The organism is Klebsiella sp. 1SOBk5mer, assembly GCF_046603115.1.
GTDB lineage: Bacteria > Pseudomonadota > Gammaproteobacteria > Enterobacterales > Enterobacteriaceae > Klebsiella > Klebsiella quasipneumoniae.
Genome location: NZ_JBKIUU010000004.1, coordinates 28,290 through 47,722, shown reverse-complemented (window position 1 = coordinate 47,722; position 19,433 = coordinate 28,290). Strand labels below are relative to the sequence as shown.

General features: G+C 59.6%; 21 protein-coding genes. 8 read left to right on the top strand and 13 right to left on the bottom strand.

The features are described from left to right. The first annotated feature begins 85 nt into the window (after positions 1-85). The gene (locus tag ACLH1U_RS11235) at positions 86-775 is read left to right on the top strand and encodes a DUF2076 domain-containing protein (RefSeq protein ID WP_102003404.1); all 690 of its coding nucleotides are present in this window, start codon (positions 86-88) and stop codon (positions 773-775) included. On the opposite strand, the gene ACLH1U_RS11230 is transcribed toward ACLH1U_RS11235, so the two are convergent. Next, the gene (locus tag ACLH1U_RS11230; RefSeq protein WP_004204870.1) at positions 772-1,230 is read right to left on the bottom strand and encodes a YaiI/YqxD family protein; all 459 of its coding nucleotides are present in this window, start codon (positions 1,228-1,230) and stop codon (positions 772-774) included. The two genes, ACLH1U_RS11235 and ACLH1U_RS11230, sit on opposite strands and share 4 nt — an antisense overlap. A gap of 116 nt (positions 1,231-1,346) precedes the next feature. On the opposite strand from ACLH1U_RS11230, the gene proC reads away from it, so the two are divergent. Then, complete coding sequence (gene proC / locus ACLH1U_RS11225; RefSeq protein ID WP_023288574.1) at positions 1,347-2,156, top strand: pyrroline-5-carboxylate reductase; 810 nt, start codon at positions 1,347-1,349, stop codon at positions 2,154-2,156. Positions 2,157-2,223: 67 nt separating this feature from the next. Here the strand turns inward: proC and psiF are convergent, their stop codons facing one another. From psiF to ACLH1U_RS11200, 5 genes are all read right to left on the bottom strand, one after another. Further along, positions 2,224-2,541: a phosphate starvation-inducible protein PsiF gene (gene psiF / locus ACLH1U_RS11220; protein ID WP_023288573.1), complete on the bottom strand. Its 318-nt coding sequence runs from the start codon at positions 2,539-2,541 to the stop codon at positions 2,224-2,226. Between the two features lie 91 nt (positions 2,542-2,632). After that, a complete protein-coding gene (phoA, locus tag ACLH1U_RS11215) occupies positions 2,633-4,063 on the bottom strand; it encodes an alkaline phosphatase (protein WP_032428614.1) in 1,431 nt (476 codons plus the stop codon). Positions 4,064-4,152: 89 nt separating this feature from the next. Beyond that, on the bottom strand, positions 4,153-4,413 hold the full coding sequence (iraP, locus tag ACLH1U_RS11210) for an anti-adapter protein IraP (protein WP_004204875.1): 261 nt from the start codon (positions 4,411-4,413) through the stop codon (positions 4,153-4,155). Positions 4,414-4,714: 301 nt separating this feature from the next. Then, positions 4,715-5,914, bottom strand: coding sequence for a multidrug efflux MFS transporter (locus ACLH1U_RS11205; RefSeq protein ID WP_411299247.1), 1,200 nt, complete (start codon positions 5,912-5,914; stop codon positions 4,715-4,717). A gap of 169 nt (positions 5,915-6,083) precedes the next feature. Then, positions 6,084-6,767, bottom strand: a complete 684-nt coding sequence (locus ACLH1U_RS11200) for an extensin family protein (RefSeq protein ID WP_023288570.1) — start codon at positions 6,765-6,767, stop codon at positions 6,084-6,086. A 99-nt stretch (positions 6,768-6,866) separates the two neighbouring features. Between ACLH1U_RS11200 and ddlA the strand changes: the two genes are divergently transcribed. Then, positions 6,867-7,964, top strand: a complete 1,098-nt coding sequence (ddlA, locus tag ACLH1U_RS11195; protein ID WP_023288569.1) for a D-alanine--D-alanine ligase — start codon at positions 6,867-6,869, stop codon at positions 7,962-7,964. Positions 7,965-7,995: 31 nt separating this feature from the next. Here the strand turns inward: ddlA and ACLH1U_RS11190 are convergent, their stop codons facing one another. After that, the gene (locus tag ACLH1U_RS11190; protein ID WP_004204881.1) at positions 7,996-8,199 is read right to left on the bottom strand and encodes a DUF2754 family protein; all 204 of its coding nucleotides are present in this window, start codon (positions 8,197-8,199) and stop codon (positions 7,996-7,998) included. A gap of 252 nt (positions 8,200-8,451) precedes the next feature. Between ACLH1U_RS11190 and ACLH1U_RS11185 the strand changes: the two genes are divergently transcribed. Beyond that, entirely contained in the window at positions 8,452-8,754 is a 303-nt protein-coding gene (locus tag ACLH1U_RS11185; RefSeq protein WP_023288568.1) for a YaiY family protein, read from the top strand. Here the strand turns inward: ACLH1U_RS11185 and ACLH1U_RS11180 are convergent. The 3 genes from ACLH1U_RS11180 to ACLH1U_RS11170 all read right to left on the bottom strand — a co-directional run bounded on the left by ACLH1U_RS11180 (position 8,751) and on the right by ACLH1U_RS11170 (position 11,726). After that, a complete protein-coding gene (locus ACLH1U_RS11180) occupies positions 8,751-9,857 on the bottom strand; it encodes a DUF1615 domain-containing protein (RefSeq protein ID WP_102002767.1) in 1,107 nt (368 codons plus the stop codon). The two genes, ACLH1U_RS11185 and ACLH1U_RS11180, sit on opposite strands and share 4 nt — an antisense overlap. Before the next feature lie 18 nt (positions 9,858-9,875). Beyond that, positions 9,876-11,096 (bottom strand): peptide antibiotic transporter SbmA, encoded by a 1,221-nt coding sequence (sbmA, locus tag ACLH1U_RS11175; protein ID WP_032453450.1) that lies wholly within the window; start codon positions 11,094-11,096, stop codon positions 9,876-9,878. A 117-nt stretch (positions 11,097-11,213) separates the two neighbouring features. Then, a complete protein-coding gene (locus ACLH1U_RS11170; RefSeq protein ID WP_072096510.1) occupies positions 11,214-11,726 on the bottom strand; it encodes an isochorismatase family protein in 513 nt (170 codons plus the stop codon). 219 nt (positions 11,727-11,945) lie between these two features. Here ACLH1U_RS11170 and ampH point away from each other — a divergent pair, with 219 nt between their 5' ends. From ampH to ACLH1U_RS11150, 4 genes are all read left to right on the top strand, one after another. Next, entirely contained in the window at positions 11,946-13,106 is a 1,161-nt protein-coding gene (gene ampH, locus ACLH1U_RS11165; protein ID WP_044521218.1) for a D-alanyl-D-alanine-carboxypeptidase/endopeptidase AmpH, read from the top strand. Between the two features lie 106 nt (positions 13,107-13,212). Next, on the top strand, positions 13,213-14,187 hold the full coding sequence (gene hemB, locus ACLH1U_RS11160) for a porphobilinogen synthase (RefSeq protein WP_002890201.1): 975 nt from the start codon (positions 13,213-13,215) through the stop codon (positions 14,185-14,187). 255 nt (positions 14,188-14,442) lie between these two features. After that, complete coding sequence (locus ACLH1U_RS11155) at positions 14,443-14,934, top strand: REP-associated tyrosine transposase (protein ID WP_072013399.1); 492 nt, start codon at positions 14,443-14,445, stop codon at positions 14,932-14,934. 178 nt (positions 14,935-15,112) lie between these two features. Next, on the top strand, positions 15,113-16,831 hold the full coding sequence (locus ACLH1U_RS11150; RefSeq protein ID WP_085551226.1) for a lysophospholipid acyltransferase family protein: 1,719 nt from the start codon (positions 15,113-15,115) through the stop codon (positions 16,829-16,831). A gap of 161 nt (positions 16,832-16,992) precedes the next feature. Here the strand turns inward: ACLH1U_RS11150 and tauD are convergent, their stop codons facing one another. From tauD to tauB, 3 genes are read right to left on the bottom strand one after another with little or no spacing between them, the layout of a single operon-like run. Next, positions 16,993-17,844 (bottom strand): taurine dioxygenase, encoded by an 852-nt coding sequence (tauD, locus tag ACLH1U_RS11145; RefSeq protein ID WP_023288563.1) that lies wholly within the window; start codon positions 17,842-17,844, stop codon positions 16,993-16,995. Beyond that, positions 17,841-18,668: a taurine ABC transporter permease TauC gene (gene tauC / locus ACLH1U_RS11140; protein ID WP_032453385.1), complete on the bottom strand. Its 828-nt coding sequence runs from the start codon at positions 18,666-18,668 to the stop codon at positions 17,841-17,843. The genes tauD and tauC overlap by 4 nt, the downstream gene beginning before the upstream one ends. After that, positions 18,665-19,432, bottom strand: coding sequence for a taurine ABC transporter ATP-binding subunit (gene tauB, locus ACLH1U_RS11135; RefSeq protein ID WP_023288561.1), 768 nt, complete (start codon positions 19,430-19,432; stop codon positions 18,665-18,667). The genes tauC and tauB overlap by 4 nt, the downstream gene beginning before the upstream one ends. Position 19,433: the final 1 nt, after the last annotated feature.

Here is a 19,433-nt window from a genome sequence, read left to right as displayed (position 1 = left end):
ATAGCTTTACGAAGCAACATATTTACAACATCGTGTTTCAGACGCACCCTGATGCCTATTCGACAGTGTGACAGAGGAATGTAACATGCAATCTGAAGAACAACGCCTTATTGATGGACTGTTTTCCCGGCTGAAAGAGGCTGAGGCGCACAGTGCATCGCGCGATGCCAGCGCCGAGGAGCGGATTGCCCAACACGTGAGCGCGCAGCCGGCGGCCCCCTACTATATGGCGCAAACCATTCTTATCCAGGAAGCCGCGATTAAACAGCTCAACGATCGCATCCAGGCGCTGGAGAGCCAGGTCAGCCAGCTGCAGGCGGCGAAGCCCAGCAGCGGCGGATTCCTCTCCGGCCTGTTTGGCGGCGGCTCGTCACGCGGTTCTGACCCGATCCCGGGCGCGGAGCAATACGGTCGCCCGCAGGCCAGCGCGCAGCCGCAGTATGCCCCACAGCAGCAGCAGAGCTATGCCCCGCAGGCTGCCGCACGCGGCGGCGGCTTTATGGCAGGCGCGCTGCAAACGGCCGCAGGCGTAGCGGGCGGCGTGGTGCTGGGCAATATGCTGACCAATATGTTCAGCGGCTCGCACCCGCAGGAGATTGTTAATATCATCGAAGAGAAGCCGCAGCCTGATGCGGCCGCGCAGGACGCCGCCGCAGGTGACGATCCGTTCCGTCAGGGAGACGATCAGTTCCTTGCCGACAACACCTGGAACGACGACTTCGACGCCGGCTTTGGCGATGATGATATCGGCAGCGATGACGACAGCTGGGTTTAACCCTGCTGACGTTTAACCGCCAGCAACCACTTCTCCAGCTCGGCGGCAAACTGTTGCCGATCGCGCTGCGATAAACTATCCGGGCCGCCGGTCTGAACGCCGCTGGCCCGTAATGTCTCCATAAAATCCCGCATCGTCAGCCGCTCGCGGATCGTCGCCTCGCTGTAGCGCTCTCCGCGCGGATTGAGCGCCGCCCCGCCCTTCGCCAGCACCTCCGCCGCCAGCGGAATATCGGCGGTGATCACTAAATCCCCCGCCGCGCACTGACGGACGATTTCGTTATCCGCCACGTCAAAACCCTGCTCAACCCGCAGGGTGCGGATGAAACGCGACGGCGGTACGCGCAGCGGCTGGTTCGCCACCAGCGTCAGCGGCGTCTGGGTCCGCTCTGCCGCGCGGAACAATATCTCTTTAATCACGTTCGGACACGCGTCTGCATCCACCCAAATGGCCATGCCAGCTCCTGTTACCTGCAATAAGTGCCGCCAATGTTACCTGCTTTTCTCCCCTATGAAAGCGCCAGGATGATAAGCTAATCAGATCGTAACGAAAAAAGCAGAGGGGAATGGTGATGGATAAGAAAATTGGCTTTATCGGCTGCGGCAATATGGGTAAGGCCATTCTGGGTGGACTGATCGCCAGCGGCCAGGTACAGCCGGGACAAATCTGGGTCTACACCCCGTCGCCGGACAAGGTTGCGGCTCTGCGCGACCAGTACGGCATCAACGCCGCCGATAGCGCCCAGGAAGTGGCGCAGATTGCCGATATCGTCTTCGGCGCGGTGAAGCCGGGGATCATGACCAAAGTGCTGGGCGATATCGCCTCCAGCCTGAATAAAGAGTCTCTGGTGGTCTCTATCGCCGCCGGCGTCACGCTTGATCAGCTGGCGCGCGCGCTCGGCCACGATCGCAAAATTATTCGCGCGATGCCCAATACGCCGTCGCTGGTTAACGCCGGCATGACCTCCGTTACGCCAAATGCGCTGGTGAGCAGCGAAGATGTAGCGGAAGTGCTGACCATTTTCCGCTGCTTTGGCCAGGCGGAGCAAATTGCCGAACCGATGATCCATCCGGTGGTCGGCGTTAGCGGCTCCGCGCCGGCCTATGTCTTTATGTTTATCGAAGCGATGGCCGATGCCGCCGTGCTCGGCGGAATGCCGCGCGCTCAGGCTTACAAATTCGCCGCTCAGGCGGTGATGGGCTCCGCCAAAATGGTGCTGGAGAGCGGTGAGCATCCGGGGGCGCTGAAAGATATGGTCTGCTCTCCTGGCGGGACCACCATCGAAGCCGTGCGCGTGCTGGAAGAGAAAGGCTTCCGCTCCGCGGTGATCGAAGCCATCACCCAGTGCATGGAAAAATCAGAGAAACTGAGCCGCTCCTGAAGCTGAGCAGGCGGGCTGCAAGCCCTGAGAGGTCAAAGAACAAGGGAGCGCGAGCGCTCCCTTTTTTTCAGGCTTTCTTCAGGCAGCTACTCATGAAGGTGTTGCGTTCATCGCCCTTCAGTGATTTTGCCGAAGCCGCTTTGTTGCAGTCGCTCATCTTCTGCTGCTGAGGCGTGAGGGTCTTTCCTTGCGGCGTGGTGGTCTCTTTTTTCAGGCACTGGCTCATAAAGGTTTTGCGCTCATCCCCCTTCAGCGCCTTGGCTGACGCTTGCTGATTGCAGTCCGTCATCTTTTGCTGCTGGGGAGTAGGCGTTTTTTCTGCCGCGCCAACCGCGCTGATAAAGATCAAGCCAAACAGTAGGGTCATCAGTAAGGTTATTTTCATCGCACCATCCTTCTGTGAGTGGAACGTTGTAAGTCTGGACGCAGATAGAAAAAAAACCAGCCGGTGACGCGAATTCGCCACCGGCAGCGACTTATTTGAGACTCAGGGCCGCTTTCATGGTCGAGAAGAGGTCGGTCTGGTCGGTCAGGCCGACGACGTTAGCCGCATGCGGACCGTAGGCCGCAATGCGCAGCTGGGTGCCGGTGTGCTCCATCGACTCTTCCTCGGAGTTACCGTAACTCATCACCATCACCGCGCCATCGTGCGTGTTCAGGGCCTGGGTCAGCCCCGGGGCTTTGCTATCCGCCGGGATAATCTGGCTGGCGTGCGCATGGTCGGCGGTGACGATCACCAGGGTATTGCCGTCTTTTTTGGCAAATTCCAGCGCCTTCTGCACCGCCTCGTCGAGGTCCACGGTTTCGCCGATCTGGCCGCACGGATTCGCCGCATGATCCTGCTTATCGATGGAGGCGCCTTCCACCTGCAGGAAGAAGCCTTTCTCGTTGCGGCTCAGCAGGTCAATCGCTTTCTCCGTCATCTGCGCCAGCGTCGGCACCGAGGCGTCGCGTTTCGGGTTTGGCGTACAGGTCACCGGCGGCTTATCGATATTACCGTGATAAGACGCCTTCGGCCCTTCCCAGCGTACCGGCATATTGCCGTCGGCGAAGAGTCCCAGCAGCGGTTTATCCTGGCTGGCTGCCGTCGCGGCGGCAAGAGAGGCCGCGTCGGTCACAATCTGGTAGCCGCGCGCTTCCGCCTGCTCGCGCAGGGTTTTGCCCTGCCACTCGCCCGCCGTCGCCGTTTCGGCAAAGGTCTTCGCGCCGCCGCCCAGGGTGACATCCGGCCGGGCGTTCAGCAGCTGTTCGGTAATGGAGCCTTTGCCCCCTTTCTCCAGCGCATTGCTGGGGCATTTTTCGCTGGTGACCGTGGGGCCGTAGCATTTACGCGATGTCACATGCGCCACCAGCGCCGCAGGGGTGGCGTCCTGCAGCTCGGCGGTAGAAACGTTGCCGGTGGCCAGGCCCGCCGCTTTCGCCAGCTCGAGGATGGTCTGATGCGCGTTCTCATGAATATCGACGCCCAGCGCGCCGTTATAGGTCTTCACGCCGGTGGTCCAGGCGGTGGCGGAGGCCGCCGAGTCGGTGACGTAGTCCGGTTTACCGGTTTTTTTATCCAGCGAATAGTGCGTGTACTGCCCGGTTAACGGCAGGGCGTCAATGCCTTTAAAGAAACCGCCCGCCCCTTCCGCATAATTTCGCGCAGCGGTAATTTCAGAATCACCCATGCCATCGCCAATCAGCAAAATAACGTTTTTGGCCGGCTTATTGATTATCGAGGCGCGCAGCGCTTCGGTTTGATCGCCCGTTAAACGACGCGCGCCGCCGGGAGTGGTGATATCTCCCTGGGCAGCGCGATTTTCCAGAACCGGCGCGGCAGTAGTTTCCGCATGAATAACCGGCGAGCCCAGCAGAGGCAGCAGGGCAATAAACAGGGCGCTTAATTTCACTTTTGTCATCTCCATGTAAAAAATACTTAAAAAAACAAAACGTGGGAGACTTTATAAAAGGGAGATGACAGAAAAATGACGGCATCCTTGTCGCGTCGCAAAGATTAGCTACGAGGATGCCGCAACAGCTTCTTTAGATATTGCTGCAGCAGGATGGCATCCTGGTCGTTGACCGGCGGACAGGGCGTCACCTGGTCTATCGCCTGCTCAATATCCTGAATCAATGCCTGCTGGGCATCATGCTCCATATGGCGCAATAATGCGGTGACCACGATCTCCAGCGCTTCAACCTGCACCGTCAGTTCCTTTGCTTCTTCTTCCTTTTGCGCCAGTTTAACCAGTAACTCAGCAATGAGATTCTTCATAGCACCAGTTCCTTATGCGAGGTCTGTTTTTCGATTGAGATGTCGTACCCGATGACGGACCTCAGAATTACTTAAAATAAGAATCGTCGCAACACCCAATATACAGCGAAACGTTTTACCACAACAAAATACCACTATAAATAGTATTGTTTAATCATGAGCGGCGCTGTTTATAACCAAAGTGCGTCGGAAATAATAAAACGGAATAGCGCTCACGCCATGGCGATAACAAAAAGTAATGATAAATCTACTGTCGGTGAAAAACGCTGACGGTATGGCGTTAAATACCGTCAGCCGAGGTTCAGGCCTTCGCCCGGCGGGTGCGGCGCAGCATCCATGCCAGCTGCCAGAGGTTGATGAAGACGATAATGGCGGTGGCAATAAATACCCAGCGGAAGCCGGCCATCGCCGATACGGAGGCGCCAATCAGCGGCCCGGCGACGTTGCCCAGATACATAAACGACTGGTTATAGCCAAAGATGCGCCCGGTGACGCTGTCGCTGCTGTATTTCAGCAGCAGGGTCTGCACCGCCGGAAGCATCGCGCCATCGGCAAAGCCGAGCAGAAAACGTAGCGTCCCCAGCTGCAGCGGGGTGGTGACAAAGGACATGGCGAAGAACATCACCACCGCGCAACAGAGCGTCGCCAGCAGGATCCGCGAGGTGCCGATGCGGTCACCAAGCTTACCCAGCCGTGGGGCAGAGATCAGCGCCGACACCCCGGGCACCGCGGCGATCATCCCGGCCAGAAAAGCGATATTGTTGCTGTCCGACGCCATAGACTTGATAAACAGCGCCAGGATCGGGCCAATTGAGCCGTTGCACAACTGGATCACCAGGGTGGTGAAAAAGAGGCTGATCACCAGCCCCGGATAGGGCAAGGAGGCAAAGACCTGTTTCCCGGTGAGACGATCGGTTTTGCTGACCGGCGGGCGGCCCCCCTCTTTGATCAGAAACAGGGTGACCAGAAAACTGATGGTCAGCAGGATCGCCGTAATAAAAAAGACCATCCGCAGCCCGACGTGGTCCGCCAGGAAACCGCCCAGCAGCGGGCCGCCGATCACCCCGCTGATTTGCGCCGTCGACAGGGTGCTCAGCGCCCAGCCGCTACGCTCGCGCGGCACCTGGGAGGCCACCAGCGCCATGGCGTTGGGGATATAACCGGAGGTTAAGCCCATGATCGCCCGCAGGATAAACAGCTGCCAGACATTGGTGGCGAAGGCCTGAAGTAAAATGGCGATCGCCATTCCCAGCGAGGCGCGCAGCAGCATCAGCTTGCGGCCTTTGCGGTCCGCGAGGCTCCCCCACATCGGCGAGACGATCGCCGAGACCAGGAAGGTGACGCTGAAGGTCAGTCCCGACCACATCGACAGCGCTTCATGCGAGGTGACGCCCAGCTGGGAGACGTAGAGGGGTAAAAAGGGGAGAATTTGACTGATCGCCAGGCCGGTAAAAAAGCACCCAAACCAGACGGAGATGAGATTAACCTTCCAGGATTCCATAACTACGCGTATTCATTAATGATTTGCCAATTATTACCTAGCTTAGCAATTTCATTCCACTGGTGTACTACCATAGATGCGCTGGCGGTGAGTTTGGTGTTTTATGAATGCGCATGAGAGGCTGACGAAGCATTTTCTGGTTATTCAGGCTGCTCACAGGGCTTTATGCTCAAAAGCAGAAGCCCTGCCCGCGCATGCCAAAGTGAAAATGGTTGGCGTGCGCCGCGTTGTACTCCGGCCCCAGCGCGTTGCCGAAGTAAGGGCAGCTGTTGCTCAACAGCGCCGCCAGCCAGGGGTGAGAGCGCTCGCTGCGCCAGCCCTGCAGGACGCTGATGCGTCTGCCGTCCGTCAGGCGGAAGCCGCTGACATCAAGGGCATCCGCCGTCGCGTGTTCACTGCGCCGCGCCTGTTCCCGATGGTAGATATTACGGCAGGCGAAGCTGCCGAGATGATCGATCTGGCGCAGATCGCTGGCCATCAGCTGACGGGTCAGCGGCTTCGCCTGCTGTTCGACGTACAGCGCGCTGCTGAGCGCCAGCGGGCAGCTGGCGAGGAAACTGCTGCTCAGCTGCACCGAGCCAAAATTAGCCACCCGCACCACGTTACGCAGCGGGCAGGCGCCCTCGCTGTCGGCCACCGGCTGGCTGGCGATGAGCCGCCGGCGGTTGGCCTCCGCCAGCAGAGAGGCGCACTGGTCGGCCGTCAGGCTGCGCAACTTGAACGACGTCAGCCAGCCCGGGGGATCGTCAAGGGCCAGCGGCGCCAGCGGATTCAGGTGTGGCGGCAGATAGCGATATCCCACCAGGCCCGCGCCGAGCAGCCCGGCCAGCACCAGCAGCGTCTTTCCTCTCACGCCCGCTCCCGTCAATTGATCAGGTAAATATTATGGCAGGCAGGCGGCGGTTTCACATGGTATGTTATGCCCTTTGATGTAATCTGGATGGAAGTTGAAATGGCAAAGATGAGGGTTGGGATCGTTTTTGGCGGTAAGTCGGCAGAGCATGAAGTGTCGCTGCAGTCAGCGAAGAATATCGTGGAAGCGATTGATAAATCACGCTTCGATGTGGTTCTGTTGGGGATTGATAAACAGGGGCTATGGCACATCAACGACGCCGGCAACTACCTGCTCAATGCTCAGGATCCTGCCCGCATCGCCCTGCGCCCTTCAACGGTGACTCTGGCGCAGATCCCGGGCCGTGAAGCGCAGCAGCTGATTAACGCCGAAAGCGGCCAGCCGCTGGCGGCCATCGATGTGATTTTCCCCATCGTCCACGGCACGCTGGGCGAAGACGGCTCCCTGCAGGGGATGCTGCGCATGGCCAATCTGCCTTTCGTCGGATCCGATGTGCTGGGCTCTGCGGCCTGTATGGACAAAGATGTGACCAAACGCCTGCTGCGCGACGCCGGGCTCGCCGTCGCCCCGTTTATCACCCTGACCCGCGCCAACCGCGCGCAGTTTAGCTTTGCCGATGTCGAAGCGAAGCTGGGCCTGCCGCTGTTCGTTAAGCCGGCCAACCAGGGATCGTCGGTTGGCGTCAGCAAAGTTAAAAACGAAGAGCAGTACCATCAGGCGGTGGCCCTGGCCTTTGAATTTGACCATAAAGTGGTGGTAGAGCAAGGCATTCAAGGCCGGGAAATTGAGTGTGCGGTGCTGGGTAACGACCACCCGCAGGCCAGTACCTGCGGCGAAATTGTCCTCAACAGCGAGTTTTACGCTTACGACACCAAATATATCGACGACCAGGGCGCGCAGGTGGTGGTCCCCGCCGCTATCGCCCCGGAGATCAACGACAAGATCCGCGCTATCGCGGTGCAGGCTTACCAGGCCCTGGGCTGCAGCGGCATGGCCCGCGTCGACGTCTTCCTCACCGCCGACAACGAGGTGGTGATCAACGAGATCAACACCCTGCCGGGCTTCACCAACATCAGCATGTATCCGAAGCTGTGGCAGGCCAGCGGCCTCGATTACACCAGTCTGATCACTCGCCTGATTGAGCTGGCGCTGGAGCGCCATGCCGCGGACCGGGCGCTGAAAACCTCCATGAACTAAAACGCGTTTACCCCGCCTGGCAGCGGCGGCCTCAGGCCTCTTCTGCCGGGCGGCGGCGGATCACAAAGCCCGCGATCCAGAAGCTTATCACCCAGGTGACCAGACCGACGGCGTAAGATTGCCAGCCCTGCGTCTCAAACCCCAGCAGCCCCACCACGCCATTTAGAATAAAAATTAACCCCAGCGCCACCGCGTAGTAGTGCCAGTCGCGGCGAATTTTATCAGTGAGCTTCATGCGGCCTCCAACAGCAAAAAACGCATCTTCGCATAGCCGCCCGCGGCGGTCTGTAGCGATATGGAGAATGTTGCTGGATTGCGACGCCGGTCTCCCTTTTCCCTTCCTGTGGCGCGGTTAACACAACGGCGAAAACAGGATTATTCCTGGAGGGCAATTACCAGCAATCTGATACTGGCGACGGCGTCGCACTGCCAGAATACCTGCCATAGAGCTGGAGAAAAAACCAGCAGTACAGAGGTGGGAGGGCCTATGGCTGAATTCAGTTTTTCAAAATCGCTTTTGGGAAATAAAAAAAGAGGGGCGCTGACCGGCAGCCATGTCGCTTACGGACTGTTCGTCCTGATCTGCTGCTGGGCCGGCGCGCAGATGCTCAGCATGCTGATCCACGCCCCGGGAGTCTTTGAGCGCCTGATGCAGGCCCAGGACGCCAGCCGTCCACAGGTCGACATCAGCCTCGCCGTTGGCACCCTCTTTGGCCTGATCCCTTTTCTGATCGGCTGCTCGTTCATCGGGCTGCTGGCGCTCATTGTGCGCTGGCGTCGGCGCCGTTAACGCCGCGCCATACAGCTTGCCCGCCGCTCATCGACCCGTTTCGCAAACCACGCCGTCGTCAGATTACGGGTGATTTTCGGACTCTCAAGCTGGATCCCCGGCAACATCTCCCGCGGCAGGGTTTTGCCCGCTTTTTTATCCGCGAGGCGGAAAACCTGTTGATAGAGGTCAGTCTTCTCAAACGCCAGGCTGTCGCCCTTTTTCAGCTGGCTATGGATCTCGCTGTCGCTCATCCCCAGCTGGCCCGCCAGGCGGCGCACCGCCAGCTCGGTGCTGCCCGGCTCATCGCTGTCATAGCGGATAAGGTCTCCGTCGAGCGCCAGTTTCACCCCGCTGGCTTTCACCACCGCGTTCTGGAAGGCGGCGTTACGGCTGGCATACCAGCCGGCGTTAAAGTCGGCAAAACGGTACAGCGGCACGCTGTAGCTGGCCGGGTAGTTCAGCAGATGATAGGTGCCAAACCACAGGCCGCCGCGCAGGCTGAAGACCTCCTGGCGCACCGTACCGTTCATTTTCCACGGGTAGCCGGAGGTGTGCTGCTCGGCAAAGGCGATGCTGACCTGCATTGGGCCGCCGGTGTGCACCGGGTTCAGGGAGCCGAACAGCTTCTGCCCCATCGGCACCATCCCGATAAAGTCATCAAAAATAGCGCTCAGCTGCTTTTCCGTCTTCACGTTGTCCAGACGGTCGCTGTAGCTTTTGCCGTTTGGCGAGGTGATCTTCAGCGTGGTATGGACCAGAAACAGCGGAATGTGCATTTTTTCCGCCCGGCGGTCGATCTCCTGCCAGGCGATTTTATTCAGCCCCGGCACCACCGGGTCGGACTGATAATTGGACTCCTGCTGCGCGACCGCCAGCACCGAGCAGACGTTCTCTTCCGTCGGCGCCAGCTTCTGGCTGTCAAAGGCGGTGGCGATGGCTTGCGCCCAGGCCTCCCGATCCTTCACGCTGGCGGGCATTTTCTGCCGCACCACCGACGCCACGTCAACGGGCTTCTCGCCCTCTTTCAACACCGGCGCCTGTTGGCTGGTACAGGCGCTTAGCACCACGGCCGCCAGCAGCGTCAATGAACCGGGTATAATGCGCGATAAACGTGCGGCCATCCTGCTTCCTTGTCTTGATTAACGTAATGTCGGGATCGCTTCCTGCAGCGGCTTGCCGTCCAGTTCGCGCTCAAAGCTGCGCAGACGTTTGTAGATGGACATCAGTTCCACCAGCGTCGTCCACGAGCTGATCAGGTACTGGAACGAACCGCGCACCTGGCCGAAAACGTTGGTAATTTGCGTCATCAGCCCGAGGGTAATCGTACCGGCAACGATCGACGGAAACAGCAGGAAAAGGCCGAAAACGTTATCCACCTGCAGATAGAGAATGCGGGCGATATTGAAATACATATAGTGGAAATAGAGACGGAAATAGTTGCGACGCACCGCGCTGAACAGCTCGCGCACCGTCGGCGGCGTGGCGCGGGTTTCATCGTCCTCGCCGTAGACCAGCTCTTTACGATAGGCCGCTTCCACGCGCTGGTTTTTAAACTCCAGACCCGGCAGCTTAATCCCCACCACCGCCAGCAGGCCGGTCCCCATCAGCGACCAGACGATCGCGGCAATCACCAGGCCATACGGCAAGTGACCGACGATGGGCAGGTCGGGAACGTGTTGCGAGAGCGTCACCAGCACAGGCAGGAAGGCGATCAGGGTCATCACCGCGTTGATAAAGCTCACGCCCATATCCTCCAGGGTGGAGGCAAAGCGCATGGTGTCTTCCTGCACACGCTGCGCGGCGCCTTCGATATGGCGCAGATGCTGCCAGTGGGCCATGTAGTGTTCGTTCATCGCCGTGCGCCAGCGGAAGACGTAGTGGCTGACGAAAAAGTTGTTCATCACGCCGATGATCACCGCGATGAGCGCGATGCCGAGAAAGATGCCGATCTCATGATAAAACTGGTTGATGCTGACCTTATGCGGGGTGGCCAGCGCGCTCTGGATCAGGTCATAGAACGGCGCATACCAGGCGTTGATCGCCACCCCCACTTCCACCAGAAACCAGGTGACGAAGATGATGAGCGACGTGCCGAGAATCGACCAGTACTGCCAGCGATGTGGGCAGTAGACAAACCAGAACAGCGCAAACACGCCGACGCAAAACAGATAGTAAGCGTAGAACACCAGATAGTTGAGCGACCAGAAGCGCGCCGCGCTGATCGCCACATCCTGCGATGCCCCGGTGACCCGCAGCAGCCAGTCGCCGCCGCCCGCCTGCCAAAAGATCACCGCCAGCAGCGACCAGATAAAGGCAGAAATAAAAAACGGCCCCGGTTTGGGGAAAAAAGATTTAAACATCATTGTCTCCTGCTAACTTCTTATCGTTCTGCTATTGCTGTATACGACGCATACGTCGGCCGCCGCGTGAAAGCGTTCTCGCGGGGCAGACGGATGATAAGACCGGATATCAACAGCTTAGTTCTGCTGCCAGGCGTGCAGAATTGTTTCTGTGGGTTTCACCTGTAAAGGATTGCCAGGAACGGTCAGCGTACGCCACACTTCATTGTAGTGGGCGATGAGCGTCGCGGCCTGCGCGGCGGGGCGGTTGGCGGTGGTGTGGGCATCCTCCGCGATAACAATACCGTATCCGCGGCTGGCGCCGTTTTTAATGGTGGTGTCGAGGCAGTAGTCGGTGGCGCAACCGCAGATGACAAACTGCTGAATGTCGTGTTCCCGCAGCACCTGCTCCAGCGAGGTGTGGTAGAAGGCGTCGCAGGCGGTTTTAGTGACATAGAGCGCGCCGGCCGGCTGCTCCAGCTCAGGGAGCAGGGCGAAGCCTTCGCTGCCGGCTTCGAGGCCGCCGGCCTCATCATGTTGAATAAAAATAACCTTATCCGCCGCGCGCACCAGACGATTAATTTGCGCGACGCAGCGCTCGCGCGCCAGACGCGGCGTGGCGAACACGCCGTTTTGCATATCCACGACCATCACTACCCGTTGAGCCGCCATTGTTTTCTCCCGCGAACCTTCAGCCAAACGGTCATCATACGCGCCGGCGAAAAAAGCCGATATCCGAAAGCGTAAAAAAGTCTTTTTTACGCACCGTTACCTTTTTCCTGCAGGAATGTCGTGAATCCCGCTTTGTTCTGCGCCACTTCGTAGTATAAATACCCTCTTCTCTTTTATTTATTTAATGGATGATTTCCGTTGAAACGTAGTTTGCTCATTTTTGCTGCGCTGTGCGCGGCGTCGTGGACCTCGGCGCAGGCCGCACAGCCCACCGTTGACCCGGTTTTCGCCTCGGATGTGGTCGATCGTTACGCCAATCATATCTACTACGGCAGCGGCGCCACCGGCATGGCGCTGGTGGTGATCGATGGCAATCAGCGTGTGTTTCGCAGCTTTGGCGAAACCCGCCCCGGGAATAATCAGCACCCGCAGCTCGACTCGGTGATCCGTATCGCCTCCCTCAGCAAACTGATGACCAGCGAGATGCTGGTGAAGCTGCTCGACCAGGGGGTGGTGAAACTCGACGATCCGCTGAGCAAATACGCCCCGCCGGGCGCCCGGGTGCCTGACTGGCAGGGAAAACCGATCACCCTGGTGAATCTCGCGACCCATACCAGCGCCCTGCCGCGCGAACAGCCTGGCGGCGCCGCCCATCGCCCGGTGTTTGTCTGGCCGACCCGCCAGCAGCGCTGGAGCTGGCTCTCTACCGCGACCCTGAAGACCGCGCCGGGCTCGCAGGCGGCCTACTCCAACCTGGCCTTCGATTTGCTGGCGGACGCGCTCTCCACCGCCGCCGGCAAACCTTATCCGCAGCTATTTGAAGAGCAGATCACCCGACCGCTGGGGATGAAGGACACCACCTTTACCCCGTCGCCGGACCAGTGCCAGCGGCTGATGATCCCGGAAAAAGGCGCCAGCCCGTGCAACAACACCCTGGCGGCGATCGGCAGCGGCGGAGTCTACTCGACGCCGGGGGATATGATGCGCTGGATGCAGCAGTTCCTGTCATCCGATTTCTATACCCGCGGCCAGCAGGCCGACCGGATGCAGACGCTGATTTATCAGCGTAACCAGCTGACCCGGGTGATCGGTATGGACGTGCCGGGCCGCGCCGACGCGCTGGGGCTTGGCTGGGTGTATATGAAGCCGAAGAATGGCCATCCGGGGATTATTCAGAAAACCGGCGGCGGCGGCGGGTTTATCACCTATATGGCGATGAATCCGCAGGCTAACGTCGGCGCTTTTGTGGTGGTGACCCGCTCGCCGTTAACCCGCTTCAACAATATGAGCGATGGCATCAACGACCTGGTCAGCGAGCTGAGCGGCGCGCAGCCCAACATGCAGACGGCCAGCCAGTAAGCCCGGGGGAGGTTTCGCCGATGCGACATAACGATCGTTTTGGCGAAACATCCCGCTGCCATTTCAGTTACACTACCGTCTTTCATTTCACAAAATCAGGCAAACCATGACAGATTTAATCACTCGCCCCCGCCGCCTGCGTCAATCCGCTGCGCTGCGCGCCCTGTTTGAAGAGACAACACTGAGTTTGAACGACCTGGTGTTGCCGATCTTTGTTGAAGAAGAAATTGATGATTACAAAGCGATCGAGGCTATGCCCGGCGTGATGCGTATTCCGGAAAAATATCTGGCGCGTGAGATCGAACGCATCGCCAATGCCGGCATTCGCTCGGTGATGACCTTTGGCATTTCTCATCACACCGACGCCACCGGCAGCGATACCTGGAATGAAAATGGTCTGGTGGCGCGTATGTCGCGGATCTGTAAGTCCACGGTGCCGGAGATGATCGTCATGTCCGATACCTGCTTCTGCGAATACACCTCCCACGGCCACTGTGGCGTGCTGTGCGACCACGGGGTGGACAACGACGCGACCCTGGAAAACCTCGGCAAACAGGCCGTTGTCGCCGCCGCCGCCGGCGCGGACTTCATCGCCCCTTCCGCCGCGATGGATGGTCAGGTGCAGGCGATTCGCCGCTCGCTGGACGCTGCCGGCTTCACCAATACGGCGATCATGTCCTACTCGACCAAGTTCGCGTCTTCCTTCTACGGCCCGTTCCGCGAAGCGGCCGGTACCGCGCTGAAGGGCGATCGTAAAACCTATCAGATGAGCCCGATGAACCGCCGGGAAGCCATTCGCGAGTCGCTGCTCGATGAAGCCCAGGGCGCCGACTGCCTGATGGTGAAACCGGCCGGCGCCTACCTGGATATTCTGCGCGATATCCGCGAGCGCAGCGATCTGCCGCTCGGCGCGTATCAGGTCAGCGGGGAGTACGCGATGATCAAATTCGCCGCCCAGGCGGGCGCTATCGATGAAGAGAAAGTGGTTCTGGAAAGCCTTGGCGCGATCAAACGCGCGGGCGCCGACCTGATCTTCAGCTATTTCGCCCTCGACCTGGCCGAGAAAAAAATCCTCCGTTAAGCCTCCCTCTCCCCGGTGGCGCTGCGCTTACCGGGGCGACCAAACCTCATCCCCGGTGCGCTGTATTTATCGCGACCACCACACCGTAGCCCGGATAAGGCGCTTGCGCCGCTATCCGGGGACAGGCGCTAACCAATATCTGTAGCTAAAACTTTGCGCGCCGCTTTCCACCTTCTGCGCCTTCTCCTTGGCGTACCGGATTTCGCCTTCTAACGTGTTAAACCACATCATAAATACCGAATTCCAGGAGATCCTGTGGTGGCTTATCGACGTTATTACATTAAGGGGGGAACCTGGTTCTTCACTGTTAACCTTAAAGACCGTAGAAGCATGCACCTAACTGAAAACATAGAATTATTGCGCTACTCTGTCGCCGTTGTTAAACAACATCGCCCCTTTATTATTGATGCCTGGGTGGTGTTGCCTGAACATCTGCATTGCATCTGGACACTACCTCATAATGATGACGATTTTTCTTCACGCTGGAGAGATATCAAAGGCTGTTTTACCAGAACGTTAAAACGACAACCCCTCTGGCAACCGCGCTTCTGGGAGCATGCCATACGCGATGAAGATGATTACCGCCGACACGTTGATTACATCCATATCAATCCACTTAAGCATGGCTGGGTCACCCGGGTGATCGATTGGCCATTTTCAACCTTTCATCGCGATGTCCAGCGCGGGCTATATCCCCCAAATTGGGCTGGCGATAGCTTTGATCTTAGCTGCGGTGAACGCCGATAGCCTCTCCCCGGTGGCGCTGACGCTTACCGGGGCTACAAATCGGCGCCAACCGTAGCCCGGATGAGGCGTTAGCCGCTATCCGGGAAACCTCCCCCGCTGCGAGCGAAACTTCACCCAACTGTAATCTGAACGACATCTCTACCTTCTACTGTCTGGGCAGGACGGAGGAGGAGCCACTATGTTTAGTCTCGACAACGTACTCGATGACCTGTGGCCTCAGGCGAGGCCCGCCCCCTGGCAAAAGAAACTGTTAAAAAAGCTATTTTATGAGGAAGAGTTTCAACAATTTGCCGACCGTCACCGCCACCTGAAGGGGCTTGATACGGTCGAACAGGTGCTGGAATACCTCAATATCCGCTGCGCTATCCCGGCGCACGATCTCGAACAAATCCCCGAATATGGCCCGCTGGTCATTATCGCCAACCACCCCACCGGCACCCTCGACGGCCTGGCGCTCCTGTATGCGGTATCCCGCGTGCGCCGCGATGTCAAAGTGGTCACCAACCGCATGCTCACCCATCTTGAGCCCCTGAGCTCGCTGTTTATCCCGGTGGATAATATTCATGGCCGCACCGCTAAAACGGCGCTGCAGCAGATGGACCAGCAGCTGCAGGCCGGCGGGGTGCTGATCTTCTTCCCGGCGGGGGAAGTCTCCCGCCTCACCCGTCGCGGCATCCGCGATAAAAAATGGCACTCGGGCTTTATTAAGCTGGCGGCAAAATATCGCGCCCCACTGCTGCCGGCGTGGATTAACGCCCACAACAGCGCCCTGTTTTACGCCAGCACCCTGGTCTCCGACAACCTGCCGCTGCTCCTGCTGATGCAACAGATGTTTCGCCGGCGCAACAGCAGCCTGCCGGTGCGTATCGGCCAGCAGATCCCCTGGTCGAGCTGGTTCGATGCCCAGTCCAGCGCTCGCGAACTTACCGGCCGCTGCTATCAGCACCTTGACCAGTTGCGCAAAGGGCTGCCGGGGCGGTTTAAAACCGAAAGCGCCATCGCCCGTCCGGAAGACCGGGCGCGGCTTAAACGCGAACTGCACAAGGCCGAATGCCTGGGCCGCACCGCCGACGGCAAAGTGATTTACCTCTGGCAGCGCAACGGCCAGGAGGAGGCGCCGCTGCTGCGCGAGCTGGGACGCCTGCGGGAAATCGCCTTCCGCGCGGTCGGGGAAGGCAGCGGCAAACGGCGGGATATCGACCGGTATGACGACGACTATCTGCATCTGATCCTGTGGGATGAAGAAGATTTGGAAATCGTCGGCGCTTACCGCTTTATGCCGACGGCTATACAGCTGGCAAAGCGCGGCCTGGAGGGGATCTACAGCTCCAGTCTCTTCCACTACGACGGGCGGATGGACGACATCCTGCAGCACGGCATTGAGCTGGGGCGCAGCTTTATCCAGCCGCGCTACTGGGGTCGACGCGGGCTGGACTATCTGTGGTCCGGCATCGGCGCTTATCTGGCGCGCTATCCACACTATCGCTATCTGTTTGGCCCGGTGTCGATTTCTGGCGGGCTGCCGCCCGCCGCTCGCGATCTGCTGGTGGCGTTCTACCGGCTGTGGTTCCCGGCGACGCATCCGCTGGCGGAGTCGCGTCGCCCTTATCCGGCCTCGCTGCCCGACGTGCTGGCGCAGTTTGGCGGGGAGGATTACAACGACGACCTGGCCCGGCTGAAGTCCCTGCTCGGCAATCTCGGCAGCGCGATCCCGCCGCTGTATAAGCAGTACTCGGAAGTGTGCGAGCCGGGCGGAGTGCAGTTTATCGATTTCGGCAGCGATCCGGATTTCAATAACTGCGTGGATGGTCTGGTGCTGGTGGATCTCACCTACCTGAAGGCGAATCGCTATCAGCGCTATATTGGCGCGCATCTGGGTGCGCAAAAATCGGCATAAACGCTTTTTCCCGGCTTGCGGCGCGTTGCGCCTTAGCCGGGCTACGGTTCACCGTTTCCGACGGTTCGGTCGCCCGGAAAAGCCGCGTCAGGCACCGCCTCCGGGAAGCAGCGGGCAATGCAGCATCCGCTTTTCTCCGCGGCTCGCGGCTAATACAAGCCTTACCCCGCCCGGTAATACGGCTTATCGCCAAGGATCGTCGCCCGGTGCATGATCCGCCGCTGCGGCAGATAGTCGGCGTTGGCGTAATGCTGGGTTACCCGGTTATCCCAGATAGCGACATCGTTCGGCTGCCAGCGCCAGCGCACCTGAAACTCCGGTTTGGTGATATGGGCAAACAGGAAGCTCAGCAGCGCCGCGCTCTCTTTCTCGGTCACGTCAACAATCCGCGTGGTAAAGCCTTCGTTAACGAACAGCGCCTGCTTGCCGGTCACCGGGTGGGTACGCACCACCGGGTGCAGCAGCGGCGGATGCTTCGCCACCGCCTCCTGCCAGCGCCGATGCTCGGCTTCCGTGTGGTTGTACTTATACTCCTGGAACGATTTACGGAAATCGTGTTCCGCATGCAGGCCACTCAGCAGCTGCCGGAAGGGCTCTGACAGCGCCTCCCAGGCGGCAATGCCGCTGGTCCACAGAGTGTCCCCGCCGGTCGTCGGCAACTCTTTCGCCGCCAGAATAGCGCCGGCGGGCGGCGTGTCGATAAAGGTGACATCGGTATGCCAGTTGTCATTATCCGGCGGATTATCGTTGTGGGTATCGAGGACGATAATCTCCTCGACGCCTGGGGCGTGAGGGTAGACCGGATGAATATGCAGGTCGCCAAACCGCAGCGCCAGGTCGCGCTGTTGCGCCGGGGTGATATTTTGCTCGCGCAGGAATACCACCTGATGACGCAGCACCGCGTGATACAGCTGCTCAAACTGGTTGTCGCTCAGCGGACGGGTTAAATCCGCCCCGGTCACCTGCGCGCCAATATACGGCCCCAGCGGGGTAATGCTCAGACGTTCACTCATTGTACTTCTCCATGCCAGGGCGTCAGGCGCCGCTGCAGCGCGCGCAGACCCAGTTCCAGTAAAAAGGCGATAATGGCAATCACCGCGATCCCCGCCAGCACCACATCGGTGGCGAGAAACTCGCCGGCGGACTGCACCATAAATCCTAACCCGCGGGTGGCGGCGATCAGCTCAGCGGCCACCAGCGTTGACCAACCGACGCCAAGACCAATGCGCAGCCCGGTGAGGATCTCCGGCAGCGCGCCGGGCAGGATCACCAGCCACAGCACCTGCGCCCGGCTGGCGCCCAGCGAACGGGCGGCGCGAATCCGCACCTGCTGCGCGCTTTTTACCCCCGCCAGCGCCGACATCGCTACCGGGGCGAAAATCGCCAGGTAGATCAGCAGGATCTTCGACGTTTCACCGATGCCAAACCAGATCACCATCAGCGGTAAGTAGGCCAGCGGCGGCACCGGACGATAAAGCTCGATCAGCGGATCGAGGATCCCGCGCACCGTTGAGTTGAGCCCCATAGCGATCCCGACCGGCACGCCGATCAGCACCGCCGCCAGCAGAGCGATAACGATCCGCGTCAGGCTCGCCGCCAGGTGCTGCCAGAGCGTCGCATCCATAAAGCCCTGCGGCCCGGCGATAGTGATAAGCTTCTGCAGCACCTGGCCCGGCGGCGGCAGAAATAGCGGGCTAATCAGCTGCAGCGCCGCGACCGCCCACCAGACGGCCAGCAACACCGCCAGGGTCGCCACGCTGAGGGTGAGCTGACGGGAGAGCGGCCAGCGCCACTTCAGCGTCAGTTGACGCGGTTTGTCGTTCAGTACCACGCTCATGAGAAAGCCTCCCGTTGGTCAAACACCCGGCTCAGAATGTATTCCCGCTGTTCAATAAACCGCGGGTCGGATTTGATGCTGCGGCAGGGTTCGCCCGCGACAAAGCGGCGGCTGAAATCCAGCGGCAACCGCTCCACCACCCGCCCCGGCCCCGGCGACAGCAGCACCAGCTCGGTCGCCATAAAGATGGCCTCTTCAATGTCATGGGTGATGAGCAGCACCTGTTTGCCGGTCTCATGCCAGAGCGTCAGCAGCAGCGTTTGCATCTGCTCGCGGGTAAAGGCGTCAAGCGCGCCGAAGGGCTCATCCAGCAGCAACAGCTGCGGATTCGCCGCCAGCGCCCGGGCGATGCCTACCCGCTGGCGTTGACCGCCGGACAGCTGCCAGATAAAGCGCTTTTCCGCCCCTTCGAGGCCGACCTTTTTCAGCATCTGCGCCGCCGCTTGCCGCCGCTGCGCTTTATCCACGCCCGCCAGCTGCAGCCCCAGCGCCACGTTATCCTGCACATTGCGCCATGGCAGCAGGCCTTCGTTCTGGAAGACCACGCCGCGCTCTGCGCCCGGCCCGGTCACCCGCTGACCTTCGAGGGTGATGCTGCCGTGCTGATAGGGCACGAATCCGGCAATCAGGTTCAGCAGGGTAGTTTTACCGCAGCCCGAAGGCCCCAGCACCACCAGCAGCTCCCCACTCTCCAGCGTCAGGTTGATATCCGCCAGCGCCGGTTTACCGCCGTAGTCGGCGGAAAGATGCGAGATTTGCAGCATC